This is a genomic window from Geothrix limicola (assembly GCF_030268085.1).
Classification (GTDB): Bacteria; Acidobacteriota; Holophagae; order Holophagales; family Holophagaceae; genus Geothrix; species Geothrix limicola.
On sequence record NZ_BSDE01000001.1, the window covers coordinates 607,227 to 622,357 of the forward strand.

General features: G+C 67.8%; 14 protein-coding genes. 9 read left to right on the top strand and 5 right to left on the bottom strand.

What is annotated here, in order from left to right:
* Position 1: 1 nt before the first annotated feature.
* The 4 genes from QSJ34_RS02555 (at position 2) to QSJ34_RS02570 (ending at position 3,549) form a co-directional block, all read left to right on the top strand.
* Positions 2-883 carry a hypothetical protein gene (locus QSJ34_RS02555; protein ID WP_285569879.1) on the top strand — a complete coding sequence of 294 codons (882 nt, stop codon included), beginning with the start codon at positions 2-4 and terminating at the stop codon, positions 881-883.
* Between the two features lie 16 nt (positions 884-899).
* Positions 900-1,676, top strand: coding sequence for a hypothetical protein (locus QSJ34_RS02560; protein ID WP_285569881.1), 777 nt, complete (start codon positions 900-902; stop codon positions 1,674-1,676).
* A complete protein-coding gene (locus tag QSJ34_RS02565) occupies positions 1,676-3,145 on the top strand; it encodes a hypothetical protein (protein WP_285569884.1) in 1,470 nt (489 codons plus the stop codon). The genes QSJ34_RS02560 and QSJ34_RS02565 overlap by 1 nt, the downstream gene beginning before the upstream one ends.
* A 107-nt stretch (positions 3,146-3,252) precedes the next feature.
* Positions 3,253-3,549 carry a GIY-YIG nuclease family protein gene (locus tag QSJ34_RS02570; RefSeq protein WP_285569887.1) on the top strand — a complete coding sequence of 99 codons (297 nt, stop codon included), beginning with the start codon at positions 3,253-3,255 and terminating at the stop codon, positions 3,547-3,549.
* Here the strand turns inward: QSJ34_RS02570 and QSJ34_RS02575 are convergent.
* The 3 genes from QSJ34_RS02575 to QSJ34_RS02585 all read right to left on the bottom strand — a co-directional run bounded on the left by QSJ34_RS02575 (position 3,533) and on the right by QSJ34_RS02585 (position 6,824).
* Positions 3,533-4,312, bottom strand: a complete 780-nt coding sequence (locus tag QSJ34_RS02575; protein ID WP_285569890.1) for a hypothetical protein — start codon at positions 4,310-4,312, stop codon at positions 3,533-3,535. The genes QSJ34_RS02570 and QSJ34_RS02575 overlap by 17 nt on opposite strands.
* A gap of 219 nt (positions 4,313-4,531) precedes the next feature.
* Positions 4,532-5,218: a ribulose-phosphate 3-epimerase gene (rpe, locus tag QSJ34_RS02580; RefSeq protein WP_285569893.1), complete on the bottom strand. Its 687-nt coding sequence runs from the start codon at positions 5,216-5,218 to the stop codon at positions 4,532-4,534.
* 4 nt (positions 5,219-5,222) lie between these two features.
* The gene (locus QSJ34_RS02585; RefSeq protein WP_285569896.1) at positions 5,223-6,824 is read right to left on the bottom strand and encodes an amidohydrolase; all 1,602 of its coding nucleotides are present in this window, start codon (positions 6,822-6,824) and stop codon (positions 5,223-5,225) included.
* A gap of 75 nt (positions 6,825-6,899) precedes the next feature.
* Between QSJ34_RS02585 and QSJ34_RS02590 the strand changes: the two genes are divergently transcribed.
* From QSJ34_RS02590 to QSJ34_RS02610, 5 genes are all read left to right on the top strand, one after another.
* Positions 6,900-8,555 (top strand): acyl-CoA mutase large subunit family protein, encoded by a 1,656-nt coding sequence (locus tag QSJ34_RS02590; protein ID WP_285569900.1) that lies wholly within the window; start codon positions 6,900-6,902, stop codon positions 8,553-8,555.
* 111 nt (positions 8,556-8,666) lie between these two features.
* Complete coding sequence (locus tag QSJ34_RS02595) at positions 8,667-8,918, top strand: hypothetical protein (protein ID WP_285569902.1); 252 nt, start codon at positions 8,667-8,669, stop codon at positions 8,916-8,918.
* Between the two features lie 227 nt (positions 8,919-9,145).
* On the top strand, positions 9,146-9,403 hold the full coding sequence (locus QSJ34_RS02600) for a hypothetical protein (protein ID WP_285569904.1): 258 nt from the start codon (positions 9,146-9,148) through the stop codon (positions 9,401-9,403).
* Positions 9,404-9,621: 218 nt separating this feature from the next.
* Positions 9,622-11,496, top strand: coding sequence for a cytochrome b/b6 domain-containing protein (locus tag QSJ34_RS02605; RefSeq protein WP_285569907.1), 1,875 nt, complete (start codon positions 9,622-9,624; stop codon positions 11,494-11,496).
* Between the two features lie 172 nt (positions 11,497-11,668).
* A complete protein-coding gene (locus QSJ34_RS02610) occupies positions 11,669-11,905 on the top strand; it encodes a cytochrome c3 family protein (protein ID WP_285569909.1) in 237 nt (78 codons plus the stop codon).
* 65 nt (positions 11,906-11,970) lie between these two features.
* Here QSJ34_RS02610 and QSJ34_RS02615 read toward each other — a convergent pair whose 3' ends face one another.
* Positions 11,971-13,671 (bottom strand): phospho-sugar mutase, encoded by a 1,701-nt coding sequence (locus QSJ34_RS02615; RefSeq protein WP_285569911.1) that lies wholly within the window; start codon positions 13,669-13,671, stop codon positions 11,971-11,973.
* Positions 13,672-13,745: 74 nt separating this feature from the next.
* On the bottom strand, positions 13,746-15,131 hold the full coding sequence (locus QSJ34_RS02620) for a TldD/PmbA family protein (protein ID WP_285569913.1): 1,386 nt from the start codon (positions 15,129-15,131) through the stop codon (positions 13,746-13,748).

Here is a 15,131-nt window from a genome sequence, read left to right on the forward strand (position 1 = left end):
TGTGATTAGCGCGCTCCTCTTCTGCGCCGCCATGCTGGGCACCCAAGCCCCGGCGGTCAAAGCCCAGGCGCCAGCAGTCAAGGCTGTGGCCAAGCCTGCCGCGGCGCCCTCCTACGTGCCCGATCTCAAGCTCTGGCACATGGACGTGTCCCCGGATCTGGGCGGCTGGTTCAGCGACCGCACCGTCAACCTGCGGATCAAGCTGGTGGATCCCAAGGATCCCAACCCGCCCAAGGATGAGGCCCGCCGCTGGAACGACTACGGGGATGAAGGCGAAGGCGAGGAATCCGAAGGCGGGGAGGATACCCGCACGGCGGCGCAGCTCCGCCAGGCGCGGCTGGCGCGCGAGGCCGAAGTGGCCCGCCAGGCCTGGCGCCAACGCACCCTGAAGGTGTGGCTCAATGGATCGGCGCTGACCTGGTCGACCCGCGTGGGCTACACAACCAGCGAGGAGATCACGGCCCAGAACGGCGAGAACCGGCTGGAAATCCTGGAGCCGGAATCCGGCCTCCGGGTGGTGCGCAGTTGGTGGGTGTCCACGGCCCGCACGCGGCTTCGCGTGCTGACCATCCAGTCCGGCGGCGAATACGTCAGCGGCAACCTGCAGGTGCTGGAACCCGATGGCGCCGTGGCCGAAGGCGGTCGCCGCACCCCTTCTGGCGGCATGCTGCGCTGGTCGGGGGAGTACACCCACGACACGCCGCCGGCTGGGACCTACACCCTGAAGTGGACGGGCGGCTGGAGGGGTGGCAAGCCCGCGCGCGTCCGTGTGGAGGCCCTGCTGGACGGTGGCACCGACCAGGAACGTCGCTGGAGCTGGGAGCGCCTGATTCTTCCCGGCGCCGGACCTGTCACGCTGGGTACCTTCGATGTGGAACCCTAGAATCCTCCTTGCACCCGTGTTTGTCGCCCTGTCGCTGGTGGCTCAGGCTGTGCCTGAACCGGCGAAGGCTCCGGCCCTGCTGCCGGGGGAGGGCTTCGCCATCACCCTGGGCGACGGCGAGGTGAGGGCCTATGGCGAATCCAAGAAGGAGGCCCCCATGGGCAGCCTGGCCAAGCTGGTCTGGTTGCGGCTGGAGGGCGCCGACTGGGCCAGCCGGAGCGTGCAGTTCAAGTGCACGGGAAAGGCCGGGCCCTATGTCTGCTGGAACCGCGAAGGGCATGGCCGGGTGGATCTGGGCAAGGCGCTGCAGGAGAGCTGCAATCTGGCCTTCCTGATGTGGATCGCCGATTCGCAGACGCACTGGAAGCAGGACTACGGCGAGGCCGCGGGCCGTGTCCGCATGGAGGAGGTCTTCGCGCCGTTCCTCGGGCGGCGCCTGCCTCCGGGTGAAGGCCTGCCCCCCTTGACCGCCGCCTGGGTGGGGGATGGCGACCTGCTGCGCACCAGTCCCGAGGCCTTCCTCCGTTGGCTGATGGAGCCGGAGCAGGGCGAGGTGGTGAATTTCGGCGAGCGCTTCCTGGCGGGTACCTGGGTCGAAGTGAAGGAACTCTTCCACCAGCAGGGATGGTGGTTCAAGACGGGCACGGCGCCCGTGCCCGGCGAACCCACGGCCACCAGCGCCTGGGTGGCGGGCGGGAAGGGCTCGACGCTCGTGGTGCTACACCTGCCGCGGGGCAAGGGCAAAGCCGATGGCCTGGCGCGCATCCGCGAGATCCTGCGGCTGAAGGGCTGATGCTCCTGCTCGTCGCACCCGCGCCACCCTTCACGCCACCGGTCTTCGAGGGGGACCTGGGTGCCCAGGGCCAGGTGGAAGCGGCGCTTCGATCCGCCTTCGCGACGACGCTGGCCCAGGGCCCCTGGCCGGCGGGGCCCTGGCGCGTCTTCCTCCATCCGGACGCCGGCTCCTTCGAGCGCGCCACGGGCGCACCCCCCGCGCGCAGCGGTCAGTGGCTGGGCGACACGCTGCACCTGCGGCCCTGGGACCAGTTGCGCCGCCGCGATCCGGGCGCCGTCCTCCGCCACGAACTCACCCACCGGCGTCTGGCCGGGAAGGGCCTGCGCCGCTGGAACGAGGAGGCCCGCTGCCTCTGGGCCGAAGGCCACGCCCGGCCCCCCAAGGCCTGGCCCGCGCCACCGGCGGTTATGTTGCAGGATCGGCTCGACCGCGCCCTGGCGGGTGGCACCACCCGCGAGCAGGCCTGGGCCTACCGCTGGCTGCGCGCCTGGTTGCGACGGGAAGTTCTGCCCGTGCCGCCTCAGCACCAGCCACGGGAAACTGAGACCTGGGTGAAAGAGGCCGTGACCCTGGGGGAGACCGTCACCGTGGTCTGGCCCGCGGAGCGGCTCCGGGGGCCACTCACCGTGAATGGACAACGGTTGTCGCATCGTGTCGGCCGGACCTGGCGCTTCCAGGGACGGGTCCGGTTTTCCGAAGGGTTTCCGGTGCATGACCTGCGGGGGCAGGTGAGGATCCGCGCCGCGACTCACGGCTGGAGCCTGTCCTGGACGGCTTCCAGGGCCGCGTGGATCGCCGCCGCCACGGAGGGGGAACTGGGCGCCGAGGCTCCTTACGAGGCGCGCCGTGCGCTGGCAGCGGTGCTGGGGCGCTGGTTGGAGGGGCATCCGAATCAGCATCCGGGCGGGGTCCTGTGCCCCCTCACCCATTGCGCGGTCGTGCGCGGGCAGGCTTCCGAAGACACGGCCCGGGCGGTTTCGGCGGCGCCCGTTCTCAACCTGGATCCCCGCTGGGCCTTCTTCACGGGCTCGGCTGGAGGCCATTCCCTCAGCCCGCGAGAGGCCTGGGGCGAGGGACCTTCCGAAACAGGGAGCGCCGAGTCCGTTCCTGAGGACCGCTGGGCGACCTGGGAGCGGACGCTCAACCCAGCCCAGGTCGCGGCCCTCAAGCGCCGCCTGAAACCGGGACTGAAGCCCGGACAGGTCGGTCTCAGGCTGGGGGATTCGGGACCATACGCGGTGGAGGATCTGCGTCTGGCCGCCGGACGCTCCTTCGGCTGGACCACCTGGCCCAGCAACGTCTGCGACGGAGCGCTGCAGGCGGATGGATCGCTCCATCTCAGGGGCCGCGGATGGGGCCACAACGTGGGGCTTTGCCTGGCCAGCGCCCGTTTCCGCGCCGGGCAGGGCGCCACCGCCGAGCAGATTCTGAGCGAGGCTTTTCCCGCGTCCTGGGGGCGGCCGTGAGCTGGTTCGTGTATCTGCTCCGCTGCGGCGATGACGGGGCCCCCTCCGCGAGGCCATGGGCCGAGTGGGAGCGTCGCGCAGTGCGCGGCGCGATCGGGGGGTAGTCCATGTGCCCTCCGCAGCGGCGCGAGAAGGACCAGGACGCCCCTCAGGCGGCCTGGTTCGTGTATCTGCTCCGCTGCGGCGATGGCACCCTTTACTGCGGCATCGCGCTCGATGTGGAAGCCCGTCTGAAGCAGCACGAGGAGGGCAAGGGCGCCAAGTACACGCGGGGCCGCGGGCCGCTTGAGCTGGTGTATCGCGAAAACTGCGGTTCACGCAGCGAGGCCCTGAAGCGGGAGCGTGCGGTCAAGCGCCTCAGCCGGAAGGCCAAGGAGGCCCTGTGTCTCAGAGGGAAACCATGAGGGCCAACCGCACTCCGGGGTGGCGGCGGTCCAGCAGGTAGTAGCCGTCGAAGTCGTAGTCGATGTAGACGTCATCCCACAGGTACCAGTCATCCACCCAGAATTCGGGCCAGGGATCGACGATGAGGAACCAGTAGCCCCTGCATCGGAAGCGCGGATAGCCTCCGTAGATCATCGGGCGGCTGCCGATCCGGAAGGTGTGGCGGTCGCCGAAGGTGCGCGCGAATTGGGTCTCGGGGATGCGGTATCCGCCGTACCCGCCACGCTGAGTCCAGGTGCGATGCTCGCTCTCCCACCGGTGGGCGCGGTGTTCCTGCCAGGTGGCGTGGGCCGGCCAGGCGCCCTGCCGCCAGGTCTGACGCGTCTGCCAGGCGCGGGCGGCGTCGAGGTTTCGAGCAGGGGGGACGGCCCTCGCGGAAGGACGCGGATCCCGGGTGGGGGGCCGGTCGACGGTGCGGGGCCGACCTGCCGGTTCCGGGAATTCAGGCCGCGCCTGCCTCGGGGAGGGCGGGCGTTCAGAAGGCCGCTCCATCATCCGTGGCGTCTCCCGCAGAGGGGCCGGAGCACGCGGCGTCATGGGATGTGGTTCCTGTCGCCGAGGTTCGGGGCCCCTTTCCTGGGGCGCGTCGCGATGCGCAGGACGCTCCTGATGCCGCTCGGGCCGGGGATCCTCACGTCGGTGTTCCTGCTGGGCACCCAGGGTGAGTGCGCCGCCCGCGAGGATGCAGGGGGCCAGGGTGCTGAAAAGACGATGGCGTGTCATGGGAGCCTCCCTTGCCAGGCCTTCGTGGTCGCCACCCGTTTAGATGCGACGGGATCCAGGTTGGTGCCAGCCTCTGCTCACGACGGCTCGGAGCCGTTGCGATTCCAGGGTTTGGACCTCAACGCGCGGGCAGTCACATGGGCCGACGTCCAGAGATCTCGTCCATTGGGACTAGACCAGGCTCCACCGCAAGATGGCCGCCCGAGGTGGCTTTAGGATTTAGGCCCTGCGGCCCTTGTTCATTTCCCCGAGCAGGCCCGCGGCGGCGGCCTTGGGATCCTCGGCCTTGAAGAAGGCATTGCCCGCCACCAGCGCGTCGGCGCCCGCGCGCACGAGATCCGCGGCGTTCTTCATGCCCACGCCGCCATCCACTTCGATGAAGAAGGACACGCCGCGCTCGGTGCGCAGGGCATCGAGCCGCTTCACCTTGTCGAGCACGCGGGGGATGAAGCTCTGGCCACCGAAGCCGGGGTTCACGCTCATGAGCAGGACGAAGTCGAAGTCGCCGACGAGGTCTACGAGGGTTTCAACAGGCGTGCCCGGATTCAGCACCACGCCCGCCTTGCCGCCGGCCTGGCGGATGGCGGCCAGGGTGCGATGCAGGTGCGGATCGGCCTCCTGGTGGACGCTCACCCAGTCGGCGCCGGCCTTCACGAAGTCCGCCGCGTAGCGCAGGGGCTCCACGATCATCAGATGGCAATCCAGAGGCAGAGTGGTGGCCTTGCGCAGGCTCTCCACCACCGGAAGGCCGATGGTGATGTTGGGCACGAAGCGGCCGTCCATCACGTCCACGTGCACCACCTGGGCGCCCGAGGTCTCGATGACCTTCAGTTCTTCGCCGAGCCGGGTGAAATCAGCCGAAAGCAGGGAGGGCGCGAGGAGGGGGGAGGCGGGTCTCAGGCTCATGGCTCTAGTGTGCCAGGGCTGCCTCCACCCCGTTCACCCAGAGCCGTCCGGGCCTCACCTTGCGGAGGGCCTCGGGGCTGAGGTCGCCGATGGGCACCTGCACCCACAGGAGGTCGGCCACGGCGCCTTTCTGGAGGATGCCGAGCTCCTTGGCGTGGCCCAGGGCCTTCGCGTTGCCTGCCGTGTAGGCGCGGATGGCCTCGGGCCTGGAGAGGCGCTGATCCGGCAGGAATCCGCCCTGGGGACGGCCCTGCGGATCCTGGCGCGTCTCGGCGGCGGCGAGGGCGATGAAGGGATTGGGCGCTTCCACCGGCGCGTCGCTGCCGAAGGCCAGCACGGCGCCCCCGTCGAGAAAGCGGCGCCATGGGAAGGCTTCGTTCACGCGCTCGGGCCCCAGGCGCGCGGGAGTCCAGGCGTGATCCGACGTGCAGTGGACGGGCTGGACGCTGGCCACCACGCCCAGGCTTCCGAAGCGCGCGGCATCCGCGGCGGTGACGACCTGCGCGTGCTCGATGCGCGGCGGCAGAGCGCCCTTGCCACGCTTCATCGCCTTGGCCAGCAGGTCGAGCGCGGCCCGGTTGGCCGCATCGCCGATGGCGTGGATGGCCGGCTGGTAGCCCGAACGCATGGTGATGGCGGCGTCCGCGGCGACCTTGTCAGGCTCGGTGACCCAGAGCCCCATGGTGCTGGGTTCGTCCGCATAGGGCGCGAGCAGCCGCGCTCCCCGGCTGCCCAGGGCGCCGTCCAGGTAGAACTTCACGCCCTGCACCTGGAAGAAGGAGAGCTTCTTGGCGTGAGGCTGCTTCAGCTCCCGGATCATGAGCTTGTGATCGTGGTTCAGGTAGGCGAAGACGCGGATGGGCAGGGCGCCAGCCGCGGCCAGGCGGCGGTAGGCGGCCAGTTCGGGATCGCCGATGCCCATGTCAGCCACGGCCGTGAAGCCCTCGGCGCGCAGCGCATCCAGGCCGGCCTTGAGCCGCGATTCCAGTTCGCGATCCGTGGGCGGGGGGATGTGCTTCACCACCAGTTCCATGGCCGCATCGAGCAGGATGCCGCTGGGGCGTCCGTAGGCATCCTTGAGGATGCGCCCGCCCTTGGGATCGGGTGTGTCGGGGCCGATGCCAGCCAGGGCGAGGGCCGCGGTGTTCACCCAGGCGGCGTGGCCGTCCACGCGTTCGAGGAAGGCAGGACGTGAGGTGATCGCATCCAGGTCCTGGGCCCTGGGGAAGGCCTTGGTCGGCCACAGGTTCTGATCCCAGCCCCGGCCCATCAGCCAAGGCTCCTTGGAAGTGTTCGCGCGTTCGCGGATGCGGCCGAGGGTGTCCTGCAGGCTGTCCAGGTTCGTGAGATCGATCTGGCGTCCGAAGGCGCCCAGGCCGCCCACGTGGGCGTGCCCCTCGATGAAGCCGGGCATCAGAGTGCCGCCCGGAAGCTCGATGTGCTTGGCTTTGGGATGGGTTTTTTCGAGCGCTTCGAGCGGACCCACGGCGAGGATCTTCCCTCTCTGGATCACCACGGCCTGGCCGTGGCGCGGGCCTTCGGCGGTCCAGACATCGGCACCGCTGATGATCTGAAGGAGAGCGGGTGGAGGCGGCGGAAGGGGCATGGGCATCTCGGGAGGAAGGGCCAGTGTAGCGTCCAGGTCACTTCGGGGGATAAGGTGGAACCATTCGGAGGCTTCATGTATCAGAAGGATTTCCTGGAGCAGGTGCGCACCCAGCTGACGGTGACGGAAGACCCCGCCAAGCTGCGGGAGCGGACCTTCGCGACGAGCTCGGGCATTCCGCTGAAGAACAGTTACACCCCGGCGGACCTCGCGGATTTTGATCCCTTGAAAGACCTCGGCGCGCCAGGCAAATACCCCTTCACGCGCCACGTGCAGCCTTCGGGTTATCGCGGCCGCCTGTGGACGATGCGGCAGTACGCGGGCTTCGCCACCGCCGAGGAAAGCAACGCGCGCTACCGCTACCTGCTGGAGCAGGGCACCACGGGCCTCTCCGTGGCCTTCGACCTGCCCACCCAGATCGGCATGGATCCCGACCACGCCATGGCGCTGGGCGAAGTGGGCAAGGTGGGCGTGAGCATCAGCTCCATCCATGACATGCGCCGCCTCTTCCAGGACATCCCCCTGGACAAGGTGAGCACGAGCATGACGATCAACGCGCCCGCCGCGGTGCTACTGGCCCTCTACCTGGCCGTGGCCGAGGAGCAGGGTGTCAGCTGGAAGCAGGTGAGCGGCACCATCCAGAACGACATCCTCAAGGAATACATGGCGCGCGGCACCTACATCTTCCCGCCCCGCCAGAGCCTGCGGCTCATTACGGACATTTTCGCGTTCTGCGCCGAGCAGGTGCCGAACTGGAACACCATTTCGATCTCGGGCTACCACATCCGCGAAGCGGGCTGCACGGCGGCCCAGGAGATCGCCTTCACCCTGGGCGATGGCATCGCCTACGTGCAGGCGGCCCTGGATGCGGGGCTCAAGCTGGAGGCCTTCGCGCCGCGCCTGAGTTTCTTCTTCAACGCCCACAACCAGTTCTTCGAGGAGGTGGCCAAGTTCCGCGCCGCCCGTCGCCTCTGGGCCCGGATCATGAAGGAACGTTTCAAGACGACCGATGCAAAAAGCCAGATGTTGCGTTTCCACACGCAGACCGCGGGCAGCACGCTCACGGCCCAGCAGCCGGACAACAACATCGTGCGCACCGCGGTGCAGGCCATGGCCGCCGTCTGCGGCGGCACCCAGAGCCTGCACACGAACAGTCGGGACGAGGCCCTGGCCTTGCCGACGGAGGTGAGCGCCCGCATCGCGCTGAGAACGCAGCAGATCCTGGCCTACGAATCGCGCGTGGCGGACGTGGTGGATCCCTTCGCGGGGAGCTACCTCATCGAATCGCTCACGGATGAGCTGGAGGCCCGCGCCTCGGCGCTGCTGGCCAAGGTGGACGAGCTGGGTGGCATGGTCAGCGCCATCGAACGGGGCTTCCCCCAGCGGGAGATCCAGAACGCGGCCTATGCCTACCAGAAGGCCGTGGAGCAGGGCGAACAGGTCGTCGTCGGCGTGAACCGTTTCACCGTGACCGGTGAAACGATGCCCGAGCTGCTGCGGGTGGATGAATCCCTGGGCGCGCAGCGGCGGGCGGAGATCGCCAAGGTGCGCGCGGTCCGGGATCAGGCCGCGGTGGATGCCCGCCTGGCGGCCCTTCGCGCCGCGGCCACCGGCACGGAAAACCTGATGCCGCTCATCGTGGCGGCCGTGAAGGCGGAGGCGACGATCGGTGAGATCTGCGACACCCTGCGGGCTGAATTCGGTGAATACCAGGAACAATTGGTGTTCTAGATTCATGCCATGAATGGCGTCTTTGCGAAGGGTTCCTTTCCAGGCACCCTTGTTGCAAGACTCCCCCCAACTTCGTCCCGCGCAGCGGGGCGTCATCCCCCAGGAGGCACCATGCGCATCGCCACCCTCGTCGCCGCCGCAGCCCTGATCCTCGCCGTTCCCGCCCAGGCCAAGATGCCTTGGGTCAAGAAGGCCCAGGAACTCGGTTTCGCCGATGTCAAAGAGTGCAAGGCCTGCCACGTCGGAGCCCCCAAGAAGGGCGGCGACATGGCCGAGCGCGGCAAGTTCCTGGTCGACATGAAAGCCAAGAAGAAGGCCGCCGAAGTGGATCTGGCCTGGCTGAAGGAATACAAGGGCAAGTGACCCGCCGCCAAGGCCGGAGCACACGCTAAACACCGCACACCGCCCGAGCAGCCCAGGCTGTCTCGGGCGGTGGTCTTTTCGGGGGCCTGTCGGGCATCCGTGCTCTGAATCACATGCTGCCGCCTGAGCCCTGGGCGACAGGGAAGGCTGGTAGCCTCGTGCCCAGAACCCCACATCCATCGTTCCGCGCCCGATCCACCTCGCGGAACCTTCATCCAGGAGATGCCATGCGTATCGCTCCGCTCCTCGCCGCCGCGGTGCTGTTGCTCGCCGTGCCTGCCCAAGCCAAGATCCCCTTCGTCAAGAAGGCCCAGGAACTCGGCTTCGCCGACTGCAAGAACTGCCAGTACTGCCACGTGGACAAGATGCCCAAGAAGGGGGCCTCGGAGAACAACGAGCGCGGCAAGTTCCTCCTCAAGATGAAGACGGACAAGAAGGCTGCCGAAGTGGATGTGGCCTGGCTCAAGGACTACAAGGGCAAGTGAGATGCTGAGACGGCTTGAACGAGGCGCCGGTCCCCACCGGCGCCTCATGCATTTCAGGGATGGTGCGAATCCAAGCCCGTGGTCTTGGCCCCGACAACAAAAAGCCTGATCATCCGGGCTTTGAAACTCATTTCCTGCAGATGTCGTGATTGATGTCACCTACACCTAGCCCATCACAGGTTTGTCAGGCTAGGGTATAGAGGACTGGTGAGGTGGTTATGCGTTTGCTGTTCGCTGGATTGCTCTCTGTCGTGCTGGCGGCGGCTCCGCCGGCCCCGAAGGATTGCGTCGCCTGCCATGACGTGGACCTGGTGGTCTTCGAGGCCTCCAAGCACGCCAGCATGGGGTGCACCGGTTGTCACAGCAGCATCACGAAGGCCCCCCACGACGGCAAACCGGCACCGGTGAAGTGCGCCACCTGCCACGAGGAAGAGGTCAAGGCCTACGCCAAGAGCGTTCATGGCCTGGCCCGGCAGAGCGGCATGTCCGACGCCGCCACCTGTTCTTCCTGCCATGGATCGCCGCACACGATCCTGGGCTCCAGCGAGCCTGGTTCCAATACGAACAAGAAGAACCTGCCGCGCACCTGCGGGAGCTGCCACTCGAATCCCGACTTCCTCGCCAAGCACAAGATCCCCTTCGTGAAGCCTGTGGAGGCCTACCAGGTCAGCGTGCATGGCCGTGAGGTGGCCAAGGGCAACTCGGCCGCTGCCGGCTGCTCCGACTGCCACGGCAGCCACGACATCCTCGCCTCGACGGATCCCAAGGCCAAGGTCAACCGCGCCAACGTGGCCGATACCTGCGGCGTCTGCCACAACGAGGTCCAGACCGTCTACGCCGACAGTGTCCACGGCCTGGCGGTGAAGCGGGGTTCCAAGGATTCCCCGACCTGCACCGGCTGCCACGGCGAGCACAACATCCTGGCGCCCAAGGATCCCGGATCCATGGTCAACGCGGCCCGCGTGTCCGCCGTGACCTGCGGCCGCTGCCACGGGGATGAGCGCCTCAACTCCCGCTACGATTTCGGCGACAAGGTGCCGGCCTTCCAGGACAGCTTCCACGGCCTCGCCATCCGCGGGGGCCAGAAGACCGCCGCCAACTGCGCCTCCTGCCATGGTGTGCACAACATCCTGTCTTCGGCGGATATCCGTTCCACCGTCAATCCCGCGAACCTCAAGCAGACCTGTGGCCAGTGCCATCCCGGCGTGGGCGACAAGATCACCGTGAGCAAGGTCCACGTCCGCATGGCGGGCGGCGTCGAGCACATCTCGGTGAAGTGGATCCGCCTGACCTACTACATGCTCATCCCGATGACCATCGGCTTCATGCTGTTCCACAACGGCCTGGATTGGCTGGCCAAGCTGCGCCGCCACAAGCCGCATCACGGCACGGGCGAGCAGCTGCCGCGCATGAACAAGTGGTTCCGCATCACCCACGGCATGGTGATGGTCAGCTTCATCACCCTCGTCCTCACGGGCTTTGCGCTGAAGTTCCCCGAATCCGCCTGGGTGAAGGTCATGGGGCTGAACGGCACGGGTGTGCTCCGCGGCCTCCTGCACCGCATCGCCGCGGTCGTCATCATGGCTGCCACGGTGCTGCACCTGATCCACCTGATCCTGGTCAAGCGCGACCGCGTCATCCTCAAGGAGCTGCTGCCGGGCCTTCAGGACGCCAAGGACATCCTCAACGCGATCCGGTACAACCTCGGCCTGACTGATAAGCGCCCCACCTTCGGCATGTTCGGCTACGCCGAGAAGATGGAGTACTGGGCCTTCATGTGGGGCACGGTCGTGATGGCGGTGACCGGCGTCCTGCTCTGGGCGCAGAACTGGAGCCTCGCCCGCTTCCCCATCTGGGTGATGGATGCCGCCACGGCCGCCCACTACTACGAAGCGATCCTGGCCACCCTCTCGATCCTCGTCTGGCACTGGTATCTCGTCATCTTCGATCCCGAGGTCTACCCGATGGACATGGCCTGGCTGACGGGCAAGGCCTCGGCGGACCACATCCGCGAAACCCGTCCGGAGTACTACGCCGAATTGATGAAAAAGACGGAAAGCGGTGAGTCCGACACCGAGCCCGAAGCGAAGTAGGCACCCGCCCGGCCGGATTTGAGAACCCGAGGCGATTCGTTGATGGTACATTCCTGTGACACTCATCACTGACTCAAAGAAGGCCAGGCTTCACACTCGCTTCTAGTACGGTCCTTGCTTCACAACCTTGACTCGACCCACGAATTCGAGTCCCCCCTTCAGAGGAGCACTCATGCGTCGCATCACCCTGCTCACCGCCGCCCTCGTCCTGGCCCTGGCCCCCGTCGCCAACGCCAAGCCCACCACGGTCAAGGGTGCCAAGTGCACCGTTTGCCACCAGGCTCTGCCGGCCAAGAAGGACAACCTCACAAAGGTTGCCGCCGACATGCTCGTCAAGCACAAGACCGAAGCGAGCTGCAAGGAATGCCACGGCTGGGCCGATGGCAAGCTGACCAGCAAGAAGAAGTAACCTTCACTTCAAACGCAGAAACGGCGCCGATTCCGGCGCCGTTTCTCTTTGTGGACTGGCCCTGGCTACAGGCCGAGCAGCTTGCGCGCCTCGGCTTCCAGGCGGTCCAGCAGAGCGGCATCCGTGCGGCTCTGGAGGTAGACCTTCAGCTTGGGCTCGGTGCCGCTGGGGCGGAAGGCCGCGAAGGCGCCGCCCTGCAGCCGGAACTTCAGCACGTTGCTGCGGGGGATGGGCAGCGCGGCAGCACGATTGTCCGGCCGGTCGAGGATGGTCTCGCTGCGCCCCTCGCCGTGCCACAGGCCCGTCTGGAAATCCTCCCAGCTGACGACCTTCTCTCCGCCCAGCGTCGCGAGCCCGGCCGTGCGGATGCGCTCCATCGCCTCGGCGAACCGCTTGGCGCCACCCGGCCGGGGATCCTCGAGGTTCACCAGGCGGTTGTGGAAGGCGCCGACCTTGGCCATGAGCGCGTCCACCGCCTCGAAGAGGGTCAGGCCCAGGGCCTTGTAGTGGCCCGCCATTTCGGCGACGACGAGGGCGGCGGTGACGCCGTCCTTGTCCCGCAAGCTGGGGGGGATCAACATGCCGTAGCTTTCTTCGGCGCTGAAGGCGTAGGCCTCGCCGAGCGCTTCCAGGCGGTCCATGCACACGGCGATGTTCTTGAAGCCCGTGAGGGTCCACACGACGGGCAGCCCGTAATGCCGGGCCACATCGGCCATGAAGTCGGAGGTGACCACCGTGCTGACGACGGCGCCCTTCCGGCCCTTCTGGGTGCAGAAGTAGTCCAGGGTGAGCGCGGCGAGATCATTGCCGGACATGAGCTCCCAGGCCCCGTTCCGCTTGGCGACCACACCGATGCGGTCGGCGTCGGGATCGTTGGAGAGGATGACTTCCATGTCAGCGGCCTCGGCCTCACGCAGCGGCGCCGCGTAGGCGGCCAGCTCTTCGGGATTGGGCCTCGGGGCCGTGGGGAAGGTGCCGTCCTGCACGCCCTGACTGGGGCTCACGGTCAGGGGCAGGCCCGCCTGCTCGAAGAGGGTGGGGACGAAGGCGATGCCCGTGCCGTGGAAGGGCGTGTAAAGGATCCGGGCCGGCGTGAAGGCCTTGGGATGCTGCAGCAGATCCTGGCCGAGGGCGAGGTAGGCCTTCTCGATGGCGGCAGGGATCGGCTTGATGCGCTCCGCGGGCGCGGTGGGCGGCACGGGCACGACGGGCAGCGCCGCCATGTGGGCCTCGATCTCGGCATCCCAGGGATCGACCACCTGGCCGCCAAGGTCGTTGTAGGCCTTGAAGCCGTTGTATTCCTTCGGATTGTGGCTGGCGGTGATGATCACGCCGCAGGCGGATCCCAGCGCCTTCATCGCAAAGCAGAGGAAGGGCGTGGGCAGGGGGCGCGTGCCGAGGAACACCTCGTAGCCCGCGGCGGCCAGCACGGCGGCGCTTTCCTTGGCGAAGACCTCCGAATTGATGCGCGTGTCGTAGCCCACCACGGCGATCTTCTTGGCAGGCGCGTGGGCCTTGGCCACGGCCGCCAGGGCCATGGTGGTGCGGCGCACGTTGGGCTGGTTCATCCGGCGCAGGCCGGCGGCCATGAAGCCGCGCAGGCCACCGGTGCCGAAGGCGAGGGGCTCGAAGAAGCGGTCTTCCAGCTCCGCGACGGCCTTGGCATCACCGGCCTCAGCCGCCTTCACCAGGGGCTCCAGCTCCGCCCGCAGCTCGGCTTCGAGGTGGGCGTGGGAGAGATACTGTTTCGCTGCATTCAGGGACATGACGGCCTCGTAAAGACAGAACGTATCGTGGGGAGGATGTGCCTAGGGTCAAGCACCGGGGTCAAGCACTCGGGTCAAGCGCCGCCGAGGGCGATGTCCTCCAGCAGGAGGCTCAGGCCCGCACTGCTTCCGTACCAGCGCAGATCATTGCCCAGGGCCACGATGCGGGTGAGGAAGTCGCGCAGGTTGCCCGCGAAGGTGAGCTTGTCCACGGGCTCGGCCAGCACGCCGTCGCGGATGCGGATGCCGCTGGCGCCCACGCTGAGATCGCCGCTGACGGGATCCACCGTGTGCAGGCCCATGATCTCCGTGATGAGCACGCCGTTGCCGGCGAGCCTGTAGAGCGCCTCGGGAGCGGTGTTGCCGGGCAGGGGGAAGAGGTTGAAGGTGGTGGCGCTGGGCTGGCTGCCCAGGCCGCGGCCCGCCGTGCCCGTGGGCGCCATGCCCATTTCCGCGGCGGTCTTGAGGGTGTGCAGGTAGGTCTTCAGGACGCCGCCCTCCAGCAGCACATTGCGCCGCGTGGGCAGGCCCTCGGCGTCCCATGGCTCGGTGCCCAGGGCGGGGCAGCCGGGCGCTTCCGCGAGGCGGCCATCGTCCACGAGGGTGAGCAGGGGCGATGCGATGACTTCGCCCAGCTTGCCGGCGAAGAGGCTGCGCTGCTTGAGCACGGATTCCGCATCCAGCATGCCCGCCACGATGCCGAGCAGGTCGACGGCCACTTCCGGGTGCAGCACGACGGGATATTTCCCGGCGGGCAGCCGCTGGGGATTCAGCTTCCGCTCGCCCTTGAGGGCCGCCTCGGCACCGATGGCGGCGAGATCCAGGTTGGGCCGGCGGGAGACATCCCAGTGCCAAGCGGCCTGGCGTTCCTCGCCGTCGGCCACGGCGAGCTCGATGGAGGCTGAGCAGCTGGATCCCACATCCGGGGTGCGCACGCCCTTCTGGGTCAGCAGCAGGCTGGCGCCCGTGCCGTCGCTCCAGGAGGCTTCGCGCACGGCGGCGACCTTTGCGGAAGCCCGCCGGGCCTGGGTTTCCAGATCCAGGGCCCAGGCGATGCGCTGCTCGGGGGTGATGGCATCCACCGCGGGATCGAAACGGCTGGGCAGGTCGTCGACGCCGGATGGCTCGGCCTGGCGGAGCCAGGGGTCCTCATCGCCGAGGGCACTGAGTTCCCAGGCCTGGGCGAAGAGGCTGCGGAAATCGGCGGCCGCGAGATCCGTGGTGGTGGCCAGTCCCGCGCGGAAGCCCTTGGTCCCGGCGCGCAGCACCCGCACGCCGAGGCCGCCGCGCTTGCTGACGCTGAGGTCCTGGAGCTCGCCGTTCTGCACCTTGGCCTTGCGGCTGCGGGAGACGGAAATGAAGGCCTCGGCGCCTTCGGCGCCCAGGTCCATCGCGTGGCGGATGCCGTCCTGGAGCCGGGCTTCAAGGGATTCGGGAAGGAAGGTCGAGAAGGGGCTCAT

Coding starts and splice junctions, on each gene's coding strand:
- QSJ34_RS02565 (WP_285569884.1), top strand. CDS start 1,676: ATGCTCCTGCTCGTCGCACCCGCGCCACCCTTCACGCCACCGGTCTTC.
- QSJ34_RS02570 (WP_285569887.1), top strand. CDS start 3,253: ATGTGCCCTCCGCAGCGGCGCGAGAAGGACCAGGACGCCCCTCAGGCG.
- QSJ34_RS02575 (WP_285569890.1), bottom strand. CDS start 4,312: ATGACACGCCATCGTCTTTTCAGCACCCTGGCCCCCTGCATCCTCGCG.
- rpe (WP_285569893.1), bottom strand. CDS start 5,218: ATGAGCCTGAGACCCGCCTCCCCCCTCCTCGCGCCCTCCCTGCTTTCG.
- QSJ34_RS02585 (WP_285569896.1), bottom strand. CDS start 6,824: ATGCCCCTTCCGCCGCCTCCACCCGCTCTCCTTCAGATCATCAGCGGT.
- QSJ34_RS02590 (WP_285569900.1), top strand. CDS start 6,900: ATGTATCAGAAGGATTTCCTGGAGCAGGTGCGCACCCAGCTGACGGTG.
- QSJ34_RS02595 (WP_285569902.1), top strand. CDS start 8,667: ATGCGCATCGCCACCCTCGTCGCCGCCGCAGCCCTGATCCTCGCCGTT.
- QSJ34_RS02600 (WP_285569904.1), top strand. CDS start 9,146: ATGCGTATCGCTCCGCTCCTCGCCGCCGCGGTGCTGTTGCTCGCCGTG.
- QSJ34_RS02605 (WP_285569907.1), top strand. CDS start 9,622: ATGCGTTTGCTGTTCGCTGGATTGCTCTCTGTCGTGCTGGCGGCGGCT.
- QSJ34_RS02610 (WP_285569909.1), top strand. CDS start 11,669: ATGCGTCGCATCACCCTGCTCACCGCCGCCCTCGTCCTGGCCCTGGCC.
- QSJ34_RS02615 (WP_285569911.1), bottom strand. CDS start 13,671: ATGTCCCTGAATGCAGCGAAACAGTATCTCTCCCACGCCCACCTCGAA.
- QSJ34_RS02620 (WP_285569913.1), bottom strand. CDS start 15,131: ATGAGCCCCTTCTCGACCTTCCTTCCCGAATCCCTTGAAGCCCGGCTC.